At 56.8% G+C, this 17,748-nt stretch carries 16 protein-coding genes, 1 tRNA gene and 1 pseudogene; 10 read left to right on the top strand and 8 right to left on the bottom strand.

Translation table 11 applies throughout. From position 1 onward, the window contains the following. Window positions 1-181: 181 nt before the first annotated feature. Together PB2503_RS05335 and PB2503_RS05330 are read right to left on the bottom strand one after the other, a co-directional pair. Window positions 182-562, bottom strand: a complete 381-nt coding sequence (locus tag PB2503_RS05335) for a hypothetical protein (RefSeq protein ID WP_148235201.1) — start codon at window positions 560-562, stop codon at window positions 182-184. Then, window positions 562-1,710, bottom strand: a complete 1,149-nt coding sequence (locus PB2503_RS05330; protein WP_148235200.1) for a hypothetical protein — start codon at window positions 1,708-1,710, stop codon at window positions 562-564. The genes PB2503_RS05335 and PB2503_RS05330 overlap by 1 nt, the downstream gene beginning before the upstream one ends. 170 nt (window positions 1,711-1,880) lie before the next feature. On the opposite strand from PB2503_RS05330, the gene PB2503_RS05325 reads away from it, so the two are divergent. From PB2503_RS05325 to PB2503_RS14930, 5 genes and pseudogenes are all read left to right on the top strand, one after another. Continuing rightward, on the top strand, window positions 1,881-3,719 hold the full coding sequence (locus PB2503_RS05325) for a type IV secretory system conjugative DNA transfer family protein (protein WP_013300204.1): 1,839 nt from the start codon (window positions 1,881-1,883) through the stop codon (window positions 3,717-3,719). 30 nt (window positions 3,720-3,749) lie between these two features. Then, the gene (locus PB2503_RS05320; protein ID WP_013300203.1) at window positions 3,750-4,016 is read left to right on the top strand and encodes a hypothetical protein; all 267 of its coding nucleotides are present in this window, start codon (window positions 3,750-3,752) and stop codon (window positions 4,014-4,016) included. Between the two features lie 487 nt (window positions 4,017-4,503). Next, window positions 4,504-4,839, top strand: a complete 336-nt coding sequence (locus PB2503_RS13860) for a hypothetical protein (RefSeq protein WP_013300202.1) — start codon at window positions 4,504-4,506, stop codon at window positions 4,837-4,839. 142 nt (window positions 4,840-4,981) lie between these two features. Next, window positions 4,982-5,362: a hypothetical protein gene (locus PB2503_RS05310; RefSeq protein WP_013300201.1), complete on the top strand. Its 381-nt coding sequence runs from the start codon at window positions 4,982-4,984 to the stop codon at window positions 5,360-5,362. Continuing rightward, window positions 5,359-6,402: pseudogene (locus tag PB2503_RS14930) on the top strand (recombinase family protein); the annotation flags it as partial. The gene PB2503_RS05310 and the pseudogene PB2503_RS14930, both read left to right, overlap by 4 nt. A gap of 493 nt (window positions 6,403-6,895) precedes the next feature. On the opposite strand, the gene PB2503_RS05295 reads toward PB2503_RS14930, so the two are convergent. After that, a tRNA-Arg gene (locus PB2503_RS05295) sits at window positions 6,896-6,972 on the bottom strand. Between the two features lie 432 nt (window positions 6,973-7,404). Here PB2503_RS05295 and PB2503_RS05290 point away from each other — a divergent pair. From PB2503_RS05290 to PB2503_RS13855, 5 genes are all read left to right on the top strand, one after another. Continuing rightward, a complete protein-coding gene (locus PB2503_RS05290; RefSeq protein ID WP_013300200.1) occupies window positions 7,405-8,670 on the top strand; it encodes a site-specific integrase in 1,266 nt (421 codons plus the stop codon). Beyond that, window positions 8,670-9,605, top strand: coding sequence for a type IV toxin-antitoxin system AbiEi family antitoxin domain-containing protein (locus PB2503_RS05285; RefSeq protein WP_013300199.1), 936 nt, complete (start codon window positions 8,670-8,672; stop codon window positions 9,603-9,605). Before PB2503_RS05290 ends, PB2503_RS05285 begins: the two co-directional genes overlap by 1 nt. Next, the gene (locus PB2503_RS05280) at window positions 9,595-10,509 is read left to right on the top strand and encodes a nucleotidyl transferase AbiEii/AbiGii toxin family protein (RefSeq protein ID WP_013300198.1); all 915 of its coding nucleotides are present in this window, start codon (window positions 9,595-9,597) and stop codon (window positions 10,507-10,509) included. The genes PB2503_RS05285 and PB2503_RS05280 overlap by 11 nt, the downstream gene beginning before the upstream one ends. 212 nt (window positions 10,510-10,721) lie before the next feature. After that, complete coding sequence (locus PB2503_RS05275; RefSeq protein WP_013300197.1) at window positions 10,722-13,022, top strand: argonaute/piwi family protein; 2,301 nt, start codon at window positions 10,722-10,724, stop codon at window positions 13,020-13,022. Beyond that, the gene (locus PB2503_RS13855; protein WP_013300196.1) at window positions 13,022-14,185 is read left to right on the top strand and encodes a PD-(D/E)XK nuclease domain-containing protein; all 1,164 of its coding nucleotides are present in this window, start codon (window positions 13,022-13,024) and stop codon (window positions 14,183-14,185) included. Before PB2503_RS05275 ends, PB2503_RS13855 begins: the two co-directional genes overlap by 1 nt. Window positions 14,186-14,187: 2 nt before the next feature. Here PB2503_RS13855 and PB2503_RS05265 read toward each other — a convergent pair whose 3' ends face one another. The 5 genes from PB2503_RS05265 to trbF are packed head-to-tail and all read right to left on the bottom strand — an operon-like array spanning window position 14,188 to window position 17,745. After that, a complete protein-coding gene (locus tag PB2503_RS05265; protein ID WP_013300195.1) occupies window positions 14,188-14,490 on the bottom strand; it encodes a DUF736 domain-containing protein in 303 nt (100 codons plus the stop codon). Window positions 14,491-14,494: 4 nt separating this feature from the next. Next, window positions 14,495-14,731, bottom strand: a complete 237-nt coding sequence (locus tag PB2503_RS05260) for a DUF2274 domain-containing protein (RefSeq protein WP_013300194.1) — start codon at window positions 14,729-14,731, stop codon at window positions 14,495-14,497. Further along, a complete protein-coding gene (locus PB2503_RS05255) occupies window positions 14,728-16,005 on the bottom strand; it encodes a TraB/TrbI/VirB10 family type IV secretion system protein (RefSeq protein ID WP_013300193.1) in 1,278 nt (425 codons plus the stop codon). The genes PB2503_RS05260 and PB2503_RS05255 overlap by 4 nt, the downstream gene beginning before the upstream one ends. A gap of 4 nt (window positions 16,006-16,009) precedes the next feature. Continuing rightward, the gene (gene trbG, locus PB2503_RS05250; protein ID WP_013300192.1) at window positions 16,010-17,047 is read right to left on the bottom strand and encodes a P-type conjugative transfer protein TrbG; all 1,038 of its coding nucleotides are present in this window, start codon (window positions 17,045-17,047) and stop codon (window positions 16,010-16,012) included. Between the two features lie 5 nt (window positions 17,048-17,052). Then, window positions 17,053-17,745, bottom strand: coding sequence for a conjugal transfer protein TrbF (gene trbF, locus PB2503_RS05245; protein ID WP_013300191.1), 693 nt, complete (start codon window positions 17,743-17,745; stop codon window positions 17,053-17,055). Window positions 17,746-17,748 lie beyond the last annotated feature (3 nt).

Raw genomic sequence — 17,748 nt, 5'->3', positions numbered from 1 at the left:
TCCCTTGCCAAGATTGCGTGTACTACACGCACATCTTGCGCGTAGCGCGAAAGCTAAAACGAAAATACATGGGGCTCCCCTTTTCTGTACTACAGAATCTTTCGAAGCAATTTCGGAATGCGGAGTACGTCGAAGGTTATGCAGGGAAGAAATGCGCGTCCTGAGGGACAAAGAACGTGACTTACTGGTCAGCGGTCAAATGCGGAGGGTTATTCAACAGATGCGGAGCTCGCTCACTCATCGCGGAATGAATTTTCTGGACGATGGTTTGGTCGAGCGATTCCATCGCCGATTGCAGAACGTCATACCCCCGTGCATCTTGCAGTGAGAAGTCAACGCTAGGACTTTCGAGAATCGCGTCGACGAATTCGCCAAGAGCGTTTTTCGCAGATACGTGCAAACCCGTCTCTCTGGTCGTAGGGTCAATTTCCAGAACCGAGTCGGGGTTTTCGCCTAGAATACTCTGAGCCTGATCTAAGTCTTCCAGCCGTATGGCTCTCAACAAACTCCTTTGGCCTTCCAATAAACTTCCTTTTCTGTTGGTTGCTCCTTGTACGGACATTATCGCATACTCCAGCCATACAAATCAAAGATATTGGAAATAGCTTCACAGTCGTTGGGGATCATTCTCCAGTACCTAGGAAAAACTAATCCCATTGGGTCATCGTAAGCTGGTTGGGCCGTTTCCAAATCGGACCTCAAGTCAGGGGGAGGCACGCTTGCATCCACGCCCAACCCTCCATTCGGAATCCGATTTATTGTCTTCAGGACGGTCCCTGTCGTCTGGTCAAACAACAAATTGTCGACCGATCTTGGCTGGCAATCGCCGGTAAAAAAATCAACGTCATAACGCAACGCGACTACTGGAATTTCGTTGGCAGTCGCCAGCTTTGCGCAGTGCACGACCGATAGATCGAGCAACCGCGCATCGCGGGTGGTTTCTCTGTAACCAGCAACATAGTAGGGAAAAAACATCACAAAGCCGGTCTCCTTGTCGATGGATTTTCGCTCTTTCCAGGTTATGCCCATTTTTCTGTCGCGGCTTGTGATGCCGATCCGAAAGACGTTTCCATTCTTGGGGTAGTCAAACCTGTTCCTGATCAGGTCCCCGAGGACAGGATAACCAGTTCTCCAAGCATGAGTGTGGCCGAATACACAGCCGTGCACCTCGGAGACAGGTCGGAAGTTTCCGACGCGGATGCTCTTAGAACCATCATCATGAATGCACACGTTGCCGGAAAACTGCTCCGCGATGCGGTTGGCTAAAACCAAATCCCTTCTGGGAAAGAGGTCGAGTGTGTGCTCGATGAGTGCGCGGGCCCTTTGGGCAACGAAGCGCTCTTCACCGTCTACAAAACTGACATCTTTAAAAGTCCGCTGACAGTATAGGTGCGCCAGCAGCAAAATTTTTGTACGCTTGAGTGGCGGTGCGCTGTTTATGAATTTGTTCAACCCGAAATCGCTAATGTCGGTCGGGTCTATGGGGACATTTTCAGCGAACTCGTTTCTTACAAAATGTCCCGCTTCAATAATACCTGAGACAGTATCAACCAGCCGTCGACAGAAGCGTTCTCGGCCAAGTCCAGAGGACAGGAAGTCCGAGCGCAGGTACTGCCAAATTCTCCGCATGAGAAGATGAGAGTACTTCTCATATACGATGTATCTCTGAGGCTCCTTGGAAGCGCTCGGTTGATCTAAAAATCTTGTCACGCTGTCTCATCGCTTTCAACAGACAGCAAGAATTTCACGACGCCTGCAGGCCAGCAAGCCGCATAGCCCGTTTATTTCCTAAAGTTGCAGGTCGGTTGCAGGTGCCTTGGACGCCGCTCTGCTTGCCTTGCCAAACAGAACTTTGAGGTTCTGGTTTGGAGCAAGCTTAGATGCCGTTGGAAGACATTCAGGCCACCCTTCGCCTGACAGCCGCAATTGGACTAATACTTTTTGCGCTTCGCTGCGCTTGGGCGCTCATCGCGCGGCGCTACGGATTCTGGCATCCAACCCATGACTGGTTCTGGCCGCGCCTTCCGTGGCGGCCAATCTGGCGCGCATGGGCGCAACTTCTCGATTGGTTTGAAGAAGTCTTCTCAATGGGCGGCAAACAGACTGCTGGCTGGTTGTCAGTGGCTTCGAGCTTATGCCTTCAGTTTAAAGACGGCGACGTCCTTCTCGGTCGTGTGCGACATTGGCTTGGCGGTTGGGTTCAACCGATGGGCATGAAGCCGCAACGCCACATGATGATGATTGCGGGAACGGGTAGCGGGAAGTCCGTGTTCCTCGCATCACAACTTGCCGTCCTGAACAGCTCAACGTCAGCCTTTGCGATTGATCCGAAGGGGACGCTGGCAACAACCATCCTTCCGTCTCAGGTCAGGAATGGACGCACTGCGCACGTCCTCGATCCGTTGCGCATCACGAAGCAGCAGTCCGCGTCGTGGGATCCCTTGCACGAACTTGTCGCTCTCAACGCCCGCATCGGCGAAGATGTCTCTACCCTTTATCTCGACAAGATCGCTGAAGCCTGTGTTGAGAAGCATCCCAGCGAGAAACCTTTCTGGCCTGAGAGCGCTCGACTAATTTGGTCGTCAATCCTCGGTCACGTCCTGACGACTGAGCCATCTGAGAGGCGCAACATCGTGCGCGCCCGCGAACTCGTCAGCGTTGGCTACCGCGAACTCTCAGATGATCCTCAAGAGGCTCTCGATTTCCTCTGGATCGCCATGCGCGACAATCCGGCTTTCTCAGGACACGTCGCAAAGGGCGGAGCCTTCATGCTCGGTGCATCCGCTAACGGCGCTGATGACGTTTTGGCGACGCTGCGCGCGGCAACCAAGTTTCTCGATCACCCTCAGGTTCGAGCGATTTCGCGGAACAGCACGTTCAACCTCTGCGATCTCAAGGGTGGTGCCGATTGGGTGGTCTGTGTCGCGCCGACGACAGAGATTCGAGGCGCTCTTCGACCGTGGTTCCGTCTCCTCACGATGAGCGCTCTCTACGGTTTCGAGATGATCCCAGGCGGGCTCGAGAATCCGTCGCTTTTCGCGATCGATGAGATGCCGTCATTGGGAAACATGCCCGATGTCGAGGCCGCTCTTGCAGTGATGCGAGGCTATGGCGTGCGCTTTCTCGGTGTGGCGCAGGACATCGGCAACCTGAAGCAGGCTTACCCAACGAGTTGGGCTTCGTTCATCGGCAATGCTGACGCTGTGTTTTGGATGGGAGTGAACCATCCGTCGACTGCGGATTTCCTTTCTCAACAACTCGGCAAAGCGACGCGAAAAGAAAAAACCGGACGGGGAAAAAACAAGCACCAATTCGTCAATGAGCGAGAGGTGATGACGCCCGACCAGGTGCGTCGGTTTCTCAACCCGAAACGCGGCAACATGATCGTTACGCGCTTTGGCGAACGTCCGATCAGAGCGCGGCTCATGCCTTACTACAAAGAGCTGCCCGTCTGGCTCTATGAGCCCGACCCCGAACATCGCGAGGAAACACCTCGGGCGCAATTCCGCTCGTGGCTACGGGGGCAACATTTCGCGGTTCCGCGCTTCTCGGGGCCGGTATTCAGTCGGCGCATGAGTGAAGCCGACGCGCGGGCACTGTTCGGAATTACCGGACACTACACGCCAAGCGATCTCGACCAACGCTCGCAACTTCTGCGCGACAGGTTTGCGCCTGAAATCGTTGCAAGCGCGCGGCGCATACTGATGGCGCGGCTTTGACCCTTTGTACTCAGACAGAAAGGAGACCCCATGAGCACATCGCCTAAAGAACGGTTTGAAGCCCTCTTCGGACCAAACTCGACCGATCGACCTGGATTGCCCAGCTACCTACGCGCGGCGGTTTTCGATCGCATTCGGATTGCGTTCGAAGAAACTGACGGACGTAAGCTGCGCAGCGTCCGCAGCTACCTCGCGAAGGAATTCCATCCCGACAGGAGAAGCGCGGTGTTTTCAACCGAAGAGCAAACAGCGGTCTTCGTCACACTTGACCATGTATTCAAAGGTACGCCGCTATGACCAACCCAACCGCGCATCAATCATTCGTCTGCACGCTATACGACGAAGGCTTCGTCGCCTTACTCGCTCGTGATCCGTTGGGACCGACATACCGCGTTTCAAGCGTAAGCAAAGTCGGAGCGACAACCAACGGATCGGCGAGGTCACGCAACTTAACGGTCCGCCCCGAGCACATCGACTTTGCGGGCTTGGTCTGTCCCCATTGCCACGTTCAACATAACCTCCTGTTCGTTCGCTGTGGCCGGTGCGGCCGGTATGGCTGCTTGGGCGCAACGACCCGCAACACGTGGCGATGCACAACCTCTTGCGGCAACAACGCCTCTATCCATTCGCTAGGCACTTTGAGCGATTACGAGGTCACGGAAGCGGATCGTCCAAGACCCGCGCTCCTCGCTCCGCAAATCACTCCCCGACCAGAGCCCAAGGCCACGGAGCCTCCGCGCCCCTCCTTTGTGAAGGGCCTACTCATGATCGAAAGGAAACCCTGATGACCGAAAAACCCGAATTGACTCTGCGCGACGGTGCAATCAAAGCAGCGATCTGGCGCAACTCGGGAACCGGCGGAGACTTCTTCACGACTAGCATCAGCCGCACCTACCGAGACGAGAAATCCGGTGAGTTCAAGGACACCAACAGCTTCACGGGGTCCGACCTGCTCAAGGTCTCCGCACTTGCCCAAGAAGCATATCAACAAACGCGCGCTCTGCTTCATGATCAGCAAGCTGATCGAGTGCGCGACGAGCGATCCGAAAAGACGCTTGAGGAAGACCGATCGCGCACTCGTCGACGGTCTAGGACCCGCGAGCATGGCCGAGAACGGTAGGTCCGCAGAGCGGGCCGCAAACCAGTAGAATCTTCTTGCTACTGAGTAAAAAGAAGAGTAATGTTCTTCTTTTGTTCTAAGCATCGAAGATGAGGAAAGGATAGCTAGATGGACAACACCTAAGTCGAAAGGAAGTGAAAGGGTGAGGTATAAGAAAGAAGCAAAGAAAGGCGGAACTCGACAAAGGCGCGGGACGCAAACGGATGGAAAAGCCGAGCGCCCGATAATCGAAGTAGATTATGACCGGTATGCTGCATACCTCGACGAGGCAGACCTGAGCGAGGCTCAGAAGCGAGAATTTCTCGAAACGCTCTGGAATATCATCGTTGGGTTTATTGACCTCGGATTCGGAGTGCATCCTGCGCAACAGGCGCGAAGCCCATGTGGACAACTTCCAGAAAATCTCCCGCTTTCAGCAAAACCAGCGGCAGATCAGGTAAAATGTCCGCGTACTGTATTGATCGAAAATTTTGAGGAGGCCGCCGAGCGTGAAATTGAAACGATGGCGGGAGAGTCATCGTGAGAAACCTGGCCATTGAATCAGACTTAAAGCCTAAGAAGGCTGTCATCTACTGTCGCGTTTCCAGCGCAGCGCAAACCAAACGCGGGGACGGTCTAGGATCGCAAGAAACGCGCTGCCGCGAGTTCGCCGGTTATCGAGGCTACGACGTTGTGGAGGTTTTCAGCGATGATCTATCCGGCAGCCTGATCGATCGCCCTGGCATGAAGTCCATGCTCGCGTTCCTGAAGAAGCATCGTAACGATCCACATGCAGTTTTGATCGATGATATTTCGCGGTTGGCGCGCGGCGTTAAGGCCCATATCGAATTGCGGGCCGCGATCAGCATGGCCGGTGGCGTTCTGGAATCCCCGACGCTCGAATTCGGCGATGACGCCGATAGCGAGTTGCAAGAATATATCCTTGCGACGGTCTCCCAACACCAGCGCCGCAAGAATGCGGAACAGACTCTCAACCGCATGCGCTCGCGCTTGCTGAATGGCTATTGGGTGTTCTGGAAGCCTGTCGGTTACCGCTATGAGAAATCGAAGGGGGAAGGCAAGGTGCTGGTGCGCGATGAACCGCTCGCCTCCATCATGCAAGAAGCGCTTGAGGGCTTCGCTTCGGGACGTTTCCAGACCAAGGTTGAAGTGAAGCGGTTTTTGGAATCGCAGCCTCACTTTCCCAAGTGTCTGCCGAATGGCGAAATCCGTCATCAGCGGGTCGAAGATTTTCTAACCCAGCCGCTCTACGCCGGTTATCTTCATGCGCCGAACTGGAACATCGGTATTCGCGAAGCGCGGCATGAGAGTCTGATCTCGTTTTCTGCATACAACAGGATTCAAGACCGGCTGAAGGAAGTCGCCTATGCGCCGTCACGCAAGGATTTGAGTGACGACTTCCCGTTGCGCGGCTTCGTTAAATGCGCTGACTGCGAAAAGCCGCTTACGTCCTGCTGGTCGAAGAGCAAGACCGGCGCGAAACATCCCTACTACATGTGCTTCAACAAAGGCTGTGAGAGCTATCGTAAATCGATCCGGCGCGATGACATTGAGGGTGCGTTCTCAGCACTCCTGAAAACCCTCCGGCCAGCACCAGCGCTGTTCTCTCTGGTCCGCGCAATGCTCCAAGATGGCTGGGATCAGCGCCTAAGCCAGGTTGATCAGGTGCGCGCGGGCATCAAGCAGAACGTCGGAAAAATTGAAAAGCAGATTGATGGTCTGCTCGACCGGATCGTTGAGGCTTCGAATCCGAAGGTGATCTCCGCGTATGAGAAGCGCCTCGCTGCGCTCGAAAATGAAAAGCTGGCGTTGGAAGAACAACGCCGCGATGCGGGCAAACCTAAGCACACCTTCGAGGAAATGTTCGAACTCGCGATGAACTTCCTCTCAAACCCTTGCAAACTTTGGGAATCTGACCGCCTTGAACACAAGAGAACCGTGCTTCGTTTGACGTTTTCAGACCGATTGGCCTACTGCCGAAAAGCAGGGTTTTCGAACCCCGAATTTTCGTTGCCGTTCAGGGCTTTGAGTGCCTTTGGCGGGGGACAAAATGAAATGGCGCACCCGACAGGATTCGAACCTGTGGCCTTCGCCTTCGGAGGGCGACGCTCTATCCAGCTGAGCTACGGGTGCATAACGGGTCGCAACTGCTTACGCAGCGCTTACGTGAAATTCTAGCGAGTTGAAAGTTCGGAACGTAGGCCTCGCAAATCCTTGTTCCTGTAGTCCTTTTTCGTCTCCTCGTTTTCACGCGCCCTGTTGACATCCGCCTTCGGAGTTTGACCCTACCATGTTTGCGAGAGTCAGCAACGCCTTGCGAGTTCTTGCGAAAAAACATTCTACGACAAGCACTTAGCGCGGTTTATGATGACTTTTGAGGGTCGCGGTTTTGCGAGACCTTGCGAGAAATTGGAGCCGTTTACGGCTCGCGGTGCTGACATGGTGCTGACTCAAATTCGGGCCCAATGGCCCGCAGTTGCTGGAGTTTTTGGATTTATTTGTCCGACTCCGTGCTGACTCAAAAGTCAGGAAACCCAGTCGCCACCGGACAAACCGGAGGATTGGATGTCAAAAACAGGAAAAAAGGTCAAGATCACGAAGCGCGTTGTCGATTTGGCCGACCCGAAAAAGTCGCCTTACATTATCTGGGACAAGGAGCTTCCCGGCTTTGGTCTCAGGGTCGCCGCGAATGGGCGCAAGGCCTACATCGTGTCCTATCGGGTGGGCGTCGGGCGCGGCGCGAAACAGAGACGGGTGAGCATTGCCGCTTCCAATACGATGACGTGTGAAATGGCGCGCAAGGAGGCTCAGGTCTATCTTGCCAATGCCCGCCTCGGCGAGGATCGCCGGGAAGAGATTGATGCGGCCGCTAAAGCTAAAGCAGACATCACCGTCGCAAAAGCCATCGAGATCTGGCACGCCGAAGCGGCGCACCGCAACCGGCGAACAGGCAAGGCCAGAGACCCGCGTAACATACGGAATGAGATGAGCCGGATGGATGCGCACCTCATCCCTGCAATCGGCAACAAGAAGCTTCGTGAACTGACACGCCGGGATGTCGAATTGCTGCGTGACGATATCACCGCGGGCCGGACCGCTGTCGTTCAGAAGACCAAGAAGCATGGGGTGCGCCGAGCCACGGGCGGCACAGGGACAGCGAAGCGGACAATGGTCAGCTTCAAGAGTGTTCTCGCCTACATGAAGGATATCGGTTTTGTGGACCAGAATGTTGCAGCCAATCTCAGGCTCGCGCCGGATGGCAAGAAGGAACGCTACCTCTCTGTGGCCGAGGCCCACCGTCTCGGCAAATGCCTCGATGAGTGGGAGCAAATGGATCGGCGTATGACTGGCATCACAATTATCCGTCTCCTGCTGATGACGGGTGCGCGAACTAAGGAGATCGAAGAGCTGAAATGGTCAGAGATTGATTTCGACCGCTCCTTCTTCCGGTTTGAAGAAACCAAGTCAGGCCGGTCGATCCGGCCGATCTCGCCGCAAGTCCTGGATATTCTCAAAGGCTTGCCGCGACTGCACCCAACCTGGGTCTTTCTCAACAATGCGGGAACAGGCCCTTATTGCGGGACGCAGGCGGTCTGGAGACTGGTGCGCGAGGAAGCTGGCCTGCCGGATGTCCGGAAGCACGATCTCCGGCACAGCTTTGCGAGTTTCGCGCTGGCCAATGGCCTGTCGCTTCCGGTCATCGGCACACTGCTCGGTCATAGCCGTCCTGAGACCACGCAGCGCTATGCCCATTTGTCGGATCGGCATGCGATGGAGGCCGCCAAGAGCGTCGGCCTCGCCGTCATGAACGCGCTCGAAGGCCGTGAGTGATGGCCTGTCAGCAAGCGTCTTCATTCCACTCTACTTATTTCGATCTCAGCAACTTTCGTATCCCCTGGGTGTACCAAGTGAGGCATACTCAAAATTCGCTGCTTGAAAAATTTCGAAAGTACGCTATTTTGTATCCCATGAGGCGACAAAACGAGACAAAGTTAAAGTGGCTGCTGGAAGCCGTCCTGCCCGGGCGGCTAGTCGATACGCCGACGCTGGAGCGTCACGGCATCACGCGCATGCTCGCCCACAAATACATAGACAGCGGCTGGCTCGAACCTGTTGTGCGCGGCCTCTACCGACGGCCAGGGACGGCCTCAAACAGCGCCGAGTGGCAACTCGTCGTTCGCTCATTGCAGCACGTCATGGACTATTCATCGGTCGTCGGCGGACGGACCGCGTTGGATCTGCAAGGGTTCGTCCACTACGTGCCTATAGGCGGTGATCAAGAGGTCCACCTTTATGGCGATGCGCATCCGACCTGGCTCAAGCGGCTGGATGATGCGGCCCGTTACAAGCTGCACAGCACTAAACTATTCGACATGAGCGCTGATGAGGAGACGACAAAGGTCGACTCTTCCGTTGGTCTGCTAAAGTGTTCAACGCCGGAACGCGCCATCCTCGAACTGCTGGGTGAACTGCCCAAACATGAGAGCGCTCATATCGTCGATACGGTCTTCGAAGGCCTCGCCTCCGCGCGCCCCCGCAGACTGGAGAAGCTGCTGGCGTCCTGCAACAGTATCAAGGTGAAGCGGCTCTTCTTCGTCTTTGCCGACAAGCACGGCCACGCGTGGCGGCGACATCTCTCACCTGAGCGGTTCGACCTGGGTTCCGGGCCGCGCGCCCTCTTTGAGAACGGCCACTTCCATCCACGGTACGCCATCTCCGTTCCGCCTGAATTGATGCCGCAAAGTGAGGCGCGCCATGGCGCGTGAGCGATATGTGGATCAGGTCCGGCTGCTGGTCGATATTCTGCCCGCCGTAGCGGCAGAGGAAGACTTCGCCCTGAAAGGCGGCACGGCGATCAACCTGTTCTATCGTGACCTTCCGCGTCTGTCGGTCGACATCGATCTGACCTTCCTGCCGATCCGGGAACGCCCTCAGTCCCTCGCGGACATCGACGCCGCCATGGACCGTATCGCCGTGGCGGGCTCAAAGGTGCGCGGGGTGACCTCCAGCAGGATCGCGGGCGGTGGCGGCGGCGCAACGCGTGTCCTGTTTCAACGCGGCACCGCGACCGTGAAGGTCGAAACCTCACCGGTCACGCGCGGCGTGGTCTTCGAGCCCGAAATCAAACGCGTGTCGCCAGCGGTCGAGGACGAATTCGGGTTCGCGGAGACAAGACTGGTCGCGTTCGAGGACCTCTATGCCGGTAAGCTCCATGCGGCGTTAGACCGACAGCATCCGCGCGATCTGTTCGACGTGAAGTTGCTCTACGAAAATGAGGGCGTTACGGAGGATCTCTTCCGGGCCTTCCTCGTCTACGTCGCAAGCTCCAGCCGACCGCCACATGAATTGCTGAACCCGAACCTCATTCCGCTGGCAAACGTTTTCGAAGCGGAGTTCTCCGGCATGACCGTTGATACGGTCGCCGTCACCGATCTTGAGCAAGTGCGGAACAGACTCATCGAGGACGCCCAGTCCCGTTTGACCGGAAATGCCGCGCAATTCTTGCGAACACTGGTCGGTGGCGAACCAGACTTCGACGCGATCGGGCTGCCCTCCGCAGCAAACCTGCCCGCCGTCCAGTGGAAGCTGCAGAACATCCGGAAACTGCGAGACACGAACCCGGAAAAGCACGCGGTTCAGTGCGAGAGCCTCGAATCGTTGCTCAGCTGAAACGCCTTTTGACATCATCGACGGGAATCGCCGAATACAACTCGATCGGGAAGATTCAGCTGGACCGCCCATCTGAGGCGAAGAAAATTCCCGAACGGGGAGAATCTGAACATTCGGCTTCGATCGGGTGCTTCCGCAACGTCTTCAATAGCCTTCTGCGTTTTCGAGAATCGTTTTTAATCTCCCAAGTTTAGTTCAATTTCAGAGTTTTCATGGCGCCCACATCTCTTCTCTTGAACTTTTTGCCCGTATCGCTCTCCGGCGATACGCGAATTCGCGTTGGATATCGCCCTTATAACGAAGACGTATTGCGGGAACTGCGAGGGGAATTCGGTGAAAGTCACGTTTTTAAGCGTGACTATAAAGAAAACACGATAACGGAGATTCCGGTAATCTCCGGTGCTGAACCGCTCGCCGACAAATCGACTGAAGAAGATCTCGCCGAAGCATGGTGGCTTTGGAAACCACTTCTCAATGCCGCTCTTCTGCGGCTGTTTTCTGGGTCCAGAGAAATTACAAGCGATTATCCTGTCAGCGTTTTGGGTAGTCCGAAGAACAATTTCATTTCGCATGCTGACCTACCTGATTGGGTAAGGATCTTGCCGCTACTGGAATTTGAGTCTCGCACATTGTTTGGCGGGAAGTCAGGTGCGCAGTTTGGACTGGTCTGCAATGCGCGGACTCGTCACCAGATTTTGGCGCCTTGCGATCATCTTATCGAGCGGGGCATTTCTCCGATCGGACGTTATGTTCAAATCGATCAGCCGCAAGGAGACTCTCGATTGGCGCCGCGCGGCTTCACGGTGGGCAAAGTATCATCGATTGACGGTGAGACACTCATTTTGGAAGACCATCGCGAAGGCTATGAACGGGTAAAAGCATCTGATGCGAGGTTAACCGGCAATCGCGGTGACTTCGACTGGTGCGTCAATGCGCTTTTGCAGGGACAAGGGCAAGCTACCCTGTCGAGGGCGCGGGACGCCATGAGCGCATTGAATCAGGGGCCGGGCCGCCTGAAAATGATCAACCAAACAGCCGAGTATTTGAGGACCGCTAATCTTGAAGCTGTTCCAGGCGTCGCTTTCGAAATCGGCGAGTGGATGTCGAGCACGGACGCCCGCTTCCCCATGACGGAAACGATCGATCGACCGACGCTCGTATTTCACCCTTCGGGCCGGCCGAACGACACGTGGAACGAGCGCGGCATCAAAGACAACGGACCGCACGATCAACGCACGTTTACACCAAAGCAGCTCAACATCGCAGTCATTTGCCAAGGCCGGTTCGAAGGTCAAGTCGATCGTTTCATGGGAAAATTTCTCGATGGCATTCCCGACTTTCAACTTCGAAATGGGCGCAAGCCGTATGACGACGGTTTCCTTAGCAGATTTCGTCTCGAAAGAGCCAATGTTCAGACATTTCGCGCAAACTCAGCGTCACGCGCAGCATATGAAGCAGCTTGCGAAGACGCACTGAAACATGCCGCTGACAATGGCTTTGGCTGGGACTTGGCGATTGTGCAGATTGAAGAGGACTTCAAGGCGTTGCCTGGGCCTCAGAACCCTTATTATGCGACGAAAGCGATGTTACTTCGCAATAATGTAGCGGTACAGAATGTACGCATCGAGACGATGAGCGAGCCGGATAAAAGTCTCGTTTACACAATGAATCAGGTGAGTCTTGCCTGCTACGCGAAGTTGGGCGGTCGTCCGTGGCTTCTGGCAGCGCAGCAATCGGTTGCCCATGAACTCGTCATTGGACTCGGGTCGCACACAGAACAAAAATCTCGATTTGATCAGAGCGTTCGGTACGTCGGCATTACAACGGTGTTTTCCAGCGATGGCGGTTATCATCTTAGTGAGCGAACGGGCGTCGTTCTATTTGAGGATTATGCAACGGAACTAACCGACACACTCACGCGAACAATCGAACGGGTTCGCCGGGAAGATAACTGGAAGAATACCGACCGAGTGCGACTAGTTTTCCATGCGTTCAAGCAAATCAAGGACATTGAAGCTGAAGCCATCAAGCAGGCGGTCGAAGCTCTTGACCTGGAGAACGTGATTTTCGCGTTCGTTCACATTGCCGAGCAGCACCCCTTTTTGATCTTCGATCAGAACCAAGAGGGATTGCCGCATTGGGAGAAAGACCGATCTAAACGAAAAGGCGTATTGGGGCCATCCCGCGGTGTGCACATCAAATTGGCTGATTCTGAGTCGTTGGTTGTGTTTGCGGGTGCAAGTGAACTTAAGCAAGCGGCCCACGGGATGCCGAGGGCCTGCCTTCTAAAACTGCATCGCAATTCAACCTTCCGCGATATGACTTATCTCGCGCGCCAAGCGTTCGACTTCACCGCCCATTCTTGGCGCGTTATGACGCCAGAACCGTTTCCGATCACAATCAAGTATTCCGACCTTATCGCGGAACGTCTTGCGGGCCTCAAACAAATAGAGACATGGGATGATGATGCTGTCCGGTTTCGCAATATCGGCAAGGCGCCTTGGTTCCTGTGATGGATATTGCAAGCATTAAACAAGCCATACGCCAGCCAAGTGTTCAGGCCGACAAACTGCCGGTTCATATCGACGCTTGTTGCCGGTTTCTGAGCCCGTGGACGAAGCCGTCATGTGAGATACAGGGGTTGGAAAGTGACGGTTCCTACCGACGCATTGCGGCCATAGGGTTTGCACTCGCTCAAAATCGGCAGTCTGAAACACTGCAAAAGGCTTTCGTTGAAGGGACGCAGCAACTCGCAGGCCGTGTTTATTTCACGCTTGGACGCGCGCCAACAGTCGAGGTTGACGGTGTGGCGTTGCTTGGCCTTGCCATCGGATACAACGCGCTTACTCCCTCAACCATGGATGATGGCTGGTTGCGGGTTTGTCTCGTACAGTCGGTCGCCGCACTTCAAAACGACCCCTGGCAATATAGTCTTGCGAAGTCGGCGCAAGCCACGTTGGGAGTGTCCATCGACAAGTCCGATATCGATCCTGTGTTGCGCGTCGCTGTAGCTGAACGCAAAGGGGACGTGATTGAGGAAGAGCTACGTGGAGCGGCGTGGTGCCTCCTTCTCGAAAACATCGACGAACCAGAACCGACACGTCGTGCCGCACTGCAGGGTACATTTGAATCATGCGCTTCTGCGCTGGCGCGCCTCCCGCTTCACGGAGCCGGCGTGTCTGAACTCATTGAGATTCTGGAAGGCGTTTCGCGTTCGATGGGACACTGGACCTACGAGGAAAAGCCTAAAGTTCGAAATGTTCTGCCCCAGAAGTGGGAGATTGACCATGAATATCACGTCCAAAATCTGCTCTGGACAATCTTGCGCCCCATCTTTCCTGATCTCGTCGATGAAGAAACGCTGAAGAAACTGGGTCACACTTCTCCACGATACGATCTTGGCATCCCGAGTCTCAGCACGATCATTGAAGTGAAGTATGTGCGAAGGCGAGGTCAATCTGCGCTCAAAGCCATCACAGATGAAATTGCGGCGGATCATTCCCTGTATCTGCGGGAGGGAACAGGGTTTGCACGCATGATTGCATTCATTTGGGATGAACAGCGCCAGACCGAAGAGTATCAGACGCTCCAATCTGGTCTGGAAAACCTCAGTGGACTCGAGCGCGTCATCATCGTTCCTCGTCCGGCAAAAATGGAAAGAGACAAGAAAAAGTAGTTCTATCGCTTCCACACCATGACGCCGGTACCTTCAGCTTGATTCTCGAAGAAGGCCGCGCGCATGGGGCTGGCAAAGCTCGGATCATCGAGCTTGACGGCGAGGTACGGGGTTTCGCCTTGCTTGCTCTCCTGACGCCAGGCCGCGCCGAGTTCGGCTCCGCCGGCATAGAGCCGGAAGTCGGGTGCGCCGTCGCTTGCCTTGTCCGCATTGGGAACAAGCTGGGCTTTGACGTTGATAGTCATGGTGCGGATGGTGCCGGTGTAGGCGCCATCCTTCAGGGTAAAGGTGCCGATCTGTGCCATGGGTTTAGGTCTCCTTGCTGGCGTTGGAATGAAGGGCGCGCCGCGCCCGTTTGAACCCGGCATCGCCGGCGAGAAAGCTTTCGAGCATGGCCGGGATCAGCACTTCGGGCTTCTCCTCCGCGCCATAAGTCTGGCGGTAGATTTCGGCATAGTCCGACAGCGCGCTGGCGAGGTCTGGGTCGACCGAGAGGCTCATGCGCACCGGGGTGCGGTCGGGAAGACGGTCAAGGCGAAGGGTCATCGGATGGCTCCTTGTGGATGGGGTCTAAGTATGAGATCGCGGGTCACGATCACGCGCACTGGCCAGCCAGGGCGAACGCGTATCGTCGGCTGGATGCCGAGATTGCGTTCGACGACGCGCTGGCCGGCCTGATTGATCGTGTCGGTTGTGCCCCGCCGGATCGCGCGCTCGAGATCGCCGTCTCCGTCTGCACCGAGCTCTGCGCCGACACCAAGAATTGTGGCGAGGCCTGCCGCAATAAACACGCGGTCCCAATGGTGATCGGTCCGGTCAGAGAGGCCTGCAAAGCCTTGCGCGTCGGCGCCGGGTGCAGAGATGACAATCGAGGACCCGTCAAGGAAGATGATCCGGTCCCAAGTCACCAGCGCCCGGTCCTGCCCGAATGAGACTTCGGACTGGTATCGTCCGATCAGCCGCGAGCCCTGCGGGATCAGGAGATATTGCCCGGTCACGGTGTCGTAGACGGGCTGCGTCACCTGCGCGACAATGGTGCCGGGCAGGTCAGAGTTGATGCCTGTCACGAGGCTGGCCGGGATCAGCGTGCCCGCCATGACCTGATAGGGCGATGCCGGGTCTTCGACGCCATGAGGGTTGTAGATGTCGCTGCTTGCGCCTTCGCTCGCAAAGGCGAGCTTGCGGTACTGGAGGTTGGAATCGGAAGCCTGCCCGAATGCTGAGGGCGCACCCTGCGGCAAGGCGGCTAACGCCATAAGCTCTGAACCCAGATCAAGTGCGGGATCACGATAGGCGGGCCGCGTTTCTGCAACGGTCTGGCCGCCTGTCTCTGATTGGAGTTGGAAGAAGACCGGGGCGCGGGCGGCTTCATCGGCAAGGGCCGCTTCGCGCATGCGCCTTGCGCGTTCGGCCTCATCGGCCGGGTTCGGGCGGAAATCGTCCTCGAAGGAGTGCACATACTCCGGCTCGATGCCGAGCTCGCGTTCGGCACGCAGCATGGTCGCGCCAAGATCACCTGAGAGCGGTGGGCCTAGCCGTGTGATGCGGTCTTCTACCGGCGCGATGTCGCTGTAGCTGGTCGGCAGTGACGAAAGGCCTTCTGGCTTGCGCGTATTCGTCGTGTTGTAAAGCTCGCGCCTCGCGTCCGGATCGACGGCGGTCGGCGGTTTGAGGGCGATGCTCATGGCCGCGAACAGGCCGAGCACGCCGAGACCTGCGCCGACCATCAGGACCTTGCGGTTGATCCGCGTGACCGGCTTCGGGCTGGAGCGGATCTTCAGCCGCTCGGCATGCTCGTCGAAGGGAATTGGCTCGGACATTTTCCTAGCCCCCGAAGATCGCGGCAAGAGGCGAACGACGCTCGTTGCGGGAGATGCGCACAACGGTCTGGTTGCGCTCGCCCAGGCGCAGCTCGGCCGCACGGAACAGCCGGTCGACGACATAGTAATTGCCGCGCACGCGATAGTTGACGAGTTCCGCGTCACCGTCAGCGCCCAGCACGAACAGCGGCGGCATGTCGGTGGTCGCGATGTCCTCTGGCATCTGGATGAACACCTGACGGCCATCATCGAAGACGCGCACCGGCTTCCAGTCCGGACTGTCACCGGAGAGCCGGTAATCGAAGTTGAGGCCCTCAAGGGTCAGGCCGCGCTCAATCCTGCCTGCATCCCTCGCAATGGCGCGTTCATTCCGGGCGGTCAGGCCTGCCAGTTCATCGGCCGGGTAGCGCCAGGAGAGCGCGGCCATGTAGCCGCCCTCAGTGCTTTCCAGTTCGAGGTGATAGGTGCGCCGGTCGGTGGCGATCATCAGGTTTGTGCGAATGCCGGAGGAGATCGGCTTGACCAGCACATGCGCGCGGGCCGTGTTGCCGGAGCCTGAGATCGTATCGCCGACCACCCAGCGGACTGTATCGCCAGCAGAGACAGAGACCAGTTCTTCGCCTGGCTGCAGCGCTATGTCACTGACCTGTCCCGGGCTCGCATAGAGCCGGTAGAGCGCGCCTTCGGTATAAGGATAGACCTGGATCGCGTTCACATAGCCATCGACCGAAGGCTCAATGAGCGCGCTGGTGCGGCCTTGTCGGATCGCTTCCGCCGGAGAGACTGAAGGCCGTGAGGCCGTGCGTGTGTAGGTTCGTGTCACACTGCCATCGGGATTCGTCGCGACGCGTGCGCCTATGGGCATCATCTGGCCGGGCAGCGGAAGCGCCACGGCGGTCTCGACAATCTCCACCGGATAGTCGGGCTCGTCTTCGACCGGCGTTGCCGCGACGAAGGCGCTGGCATCGATGGGTTCAAGTTCCGTCGTGGCGCAGGCCGTGGTGAGCGCGAGTGCACATGTGGCGAGGATAAAGCGAAGCATAGGGATCATTCTCCTGTGACAAGGTCCTGACCCCAGTTCAGGGCGTGGACATAAAGGCCGAGGGGATTCGCGCGCAGGGTCTCTGCGTCGGTCGGCGGCTGGGTGATGAGGGTGAAATTGCCGGTGAACCTTTGCGCGCGTACCAGCGCGCCATTCTCATAGGTCTTCTCGATCCAGCGGGCCTGGAAGCTGTCGTCCGAGACGCGCACGACGCTGACGACATCCACAGTGCGCGACTTGCGCCCGACATCGGCGAAAGGATCATTGGCGGATGCATATTCGTTGAGGGTCGTAGCCGCGCGATCTGTCACGAAGTCATAGGCCCGCAGCCAGTTCTCGCGCACGACAACGGGATCGACGCTGAGGCCCCGCACATGGGTGATGAAGTTGGCGAGGTGATGCGCGATCTGCGCATCGGTCGGGGTGTAGCGTTCCGTCGCCGGCGCAACGGCGCGCGCCGCGCCCGTCTCATCGACCTCGACCACATAGGGTGTGACGGTGGACTGCATCGAGCGCCAGACCAGCGCGCCGGAGGTGACGAAGCAGAGCCCGAGGCAGCCGAGCGCCATCAGCCGCCAGTTCTTGGCCTGGACGCGGGCTGAGCCAATGCGGTCGTCCCAGATTTGACCGGCCTTCTGATATGGCGTCTCGGGGAACGGGCTTTGCCCATAGCTTGAGGAAGATCGTTTGAAGGCCATCGT

This window comes from Parvularcula bermudensis HTCC2503 (assembly GCF_000152825.2).
GTDB lineage: Bacteria > Pseudomonadota > Alphaproteobacteria > Caulobacterales > Parvularculaceae > Parvularcula > Parvularcula bermudensis.
The sequence above is the reverse complement of the archived record's forward strand: the minus strand, read 5'-3'. Positions and strand labels throughout refer to the sequence as shown.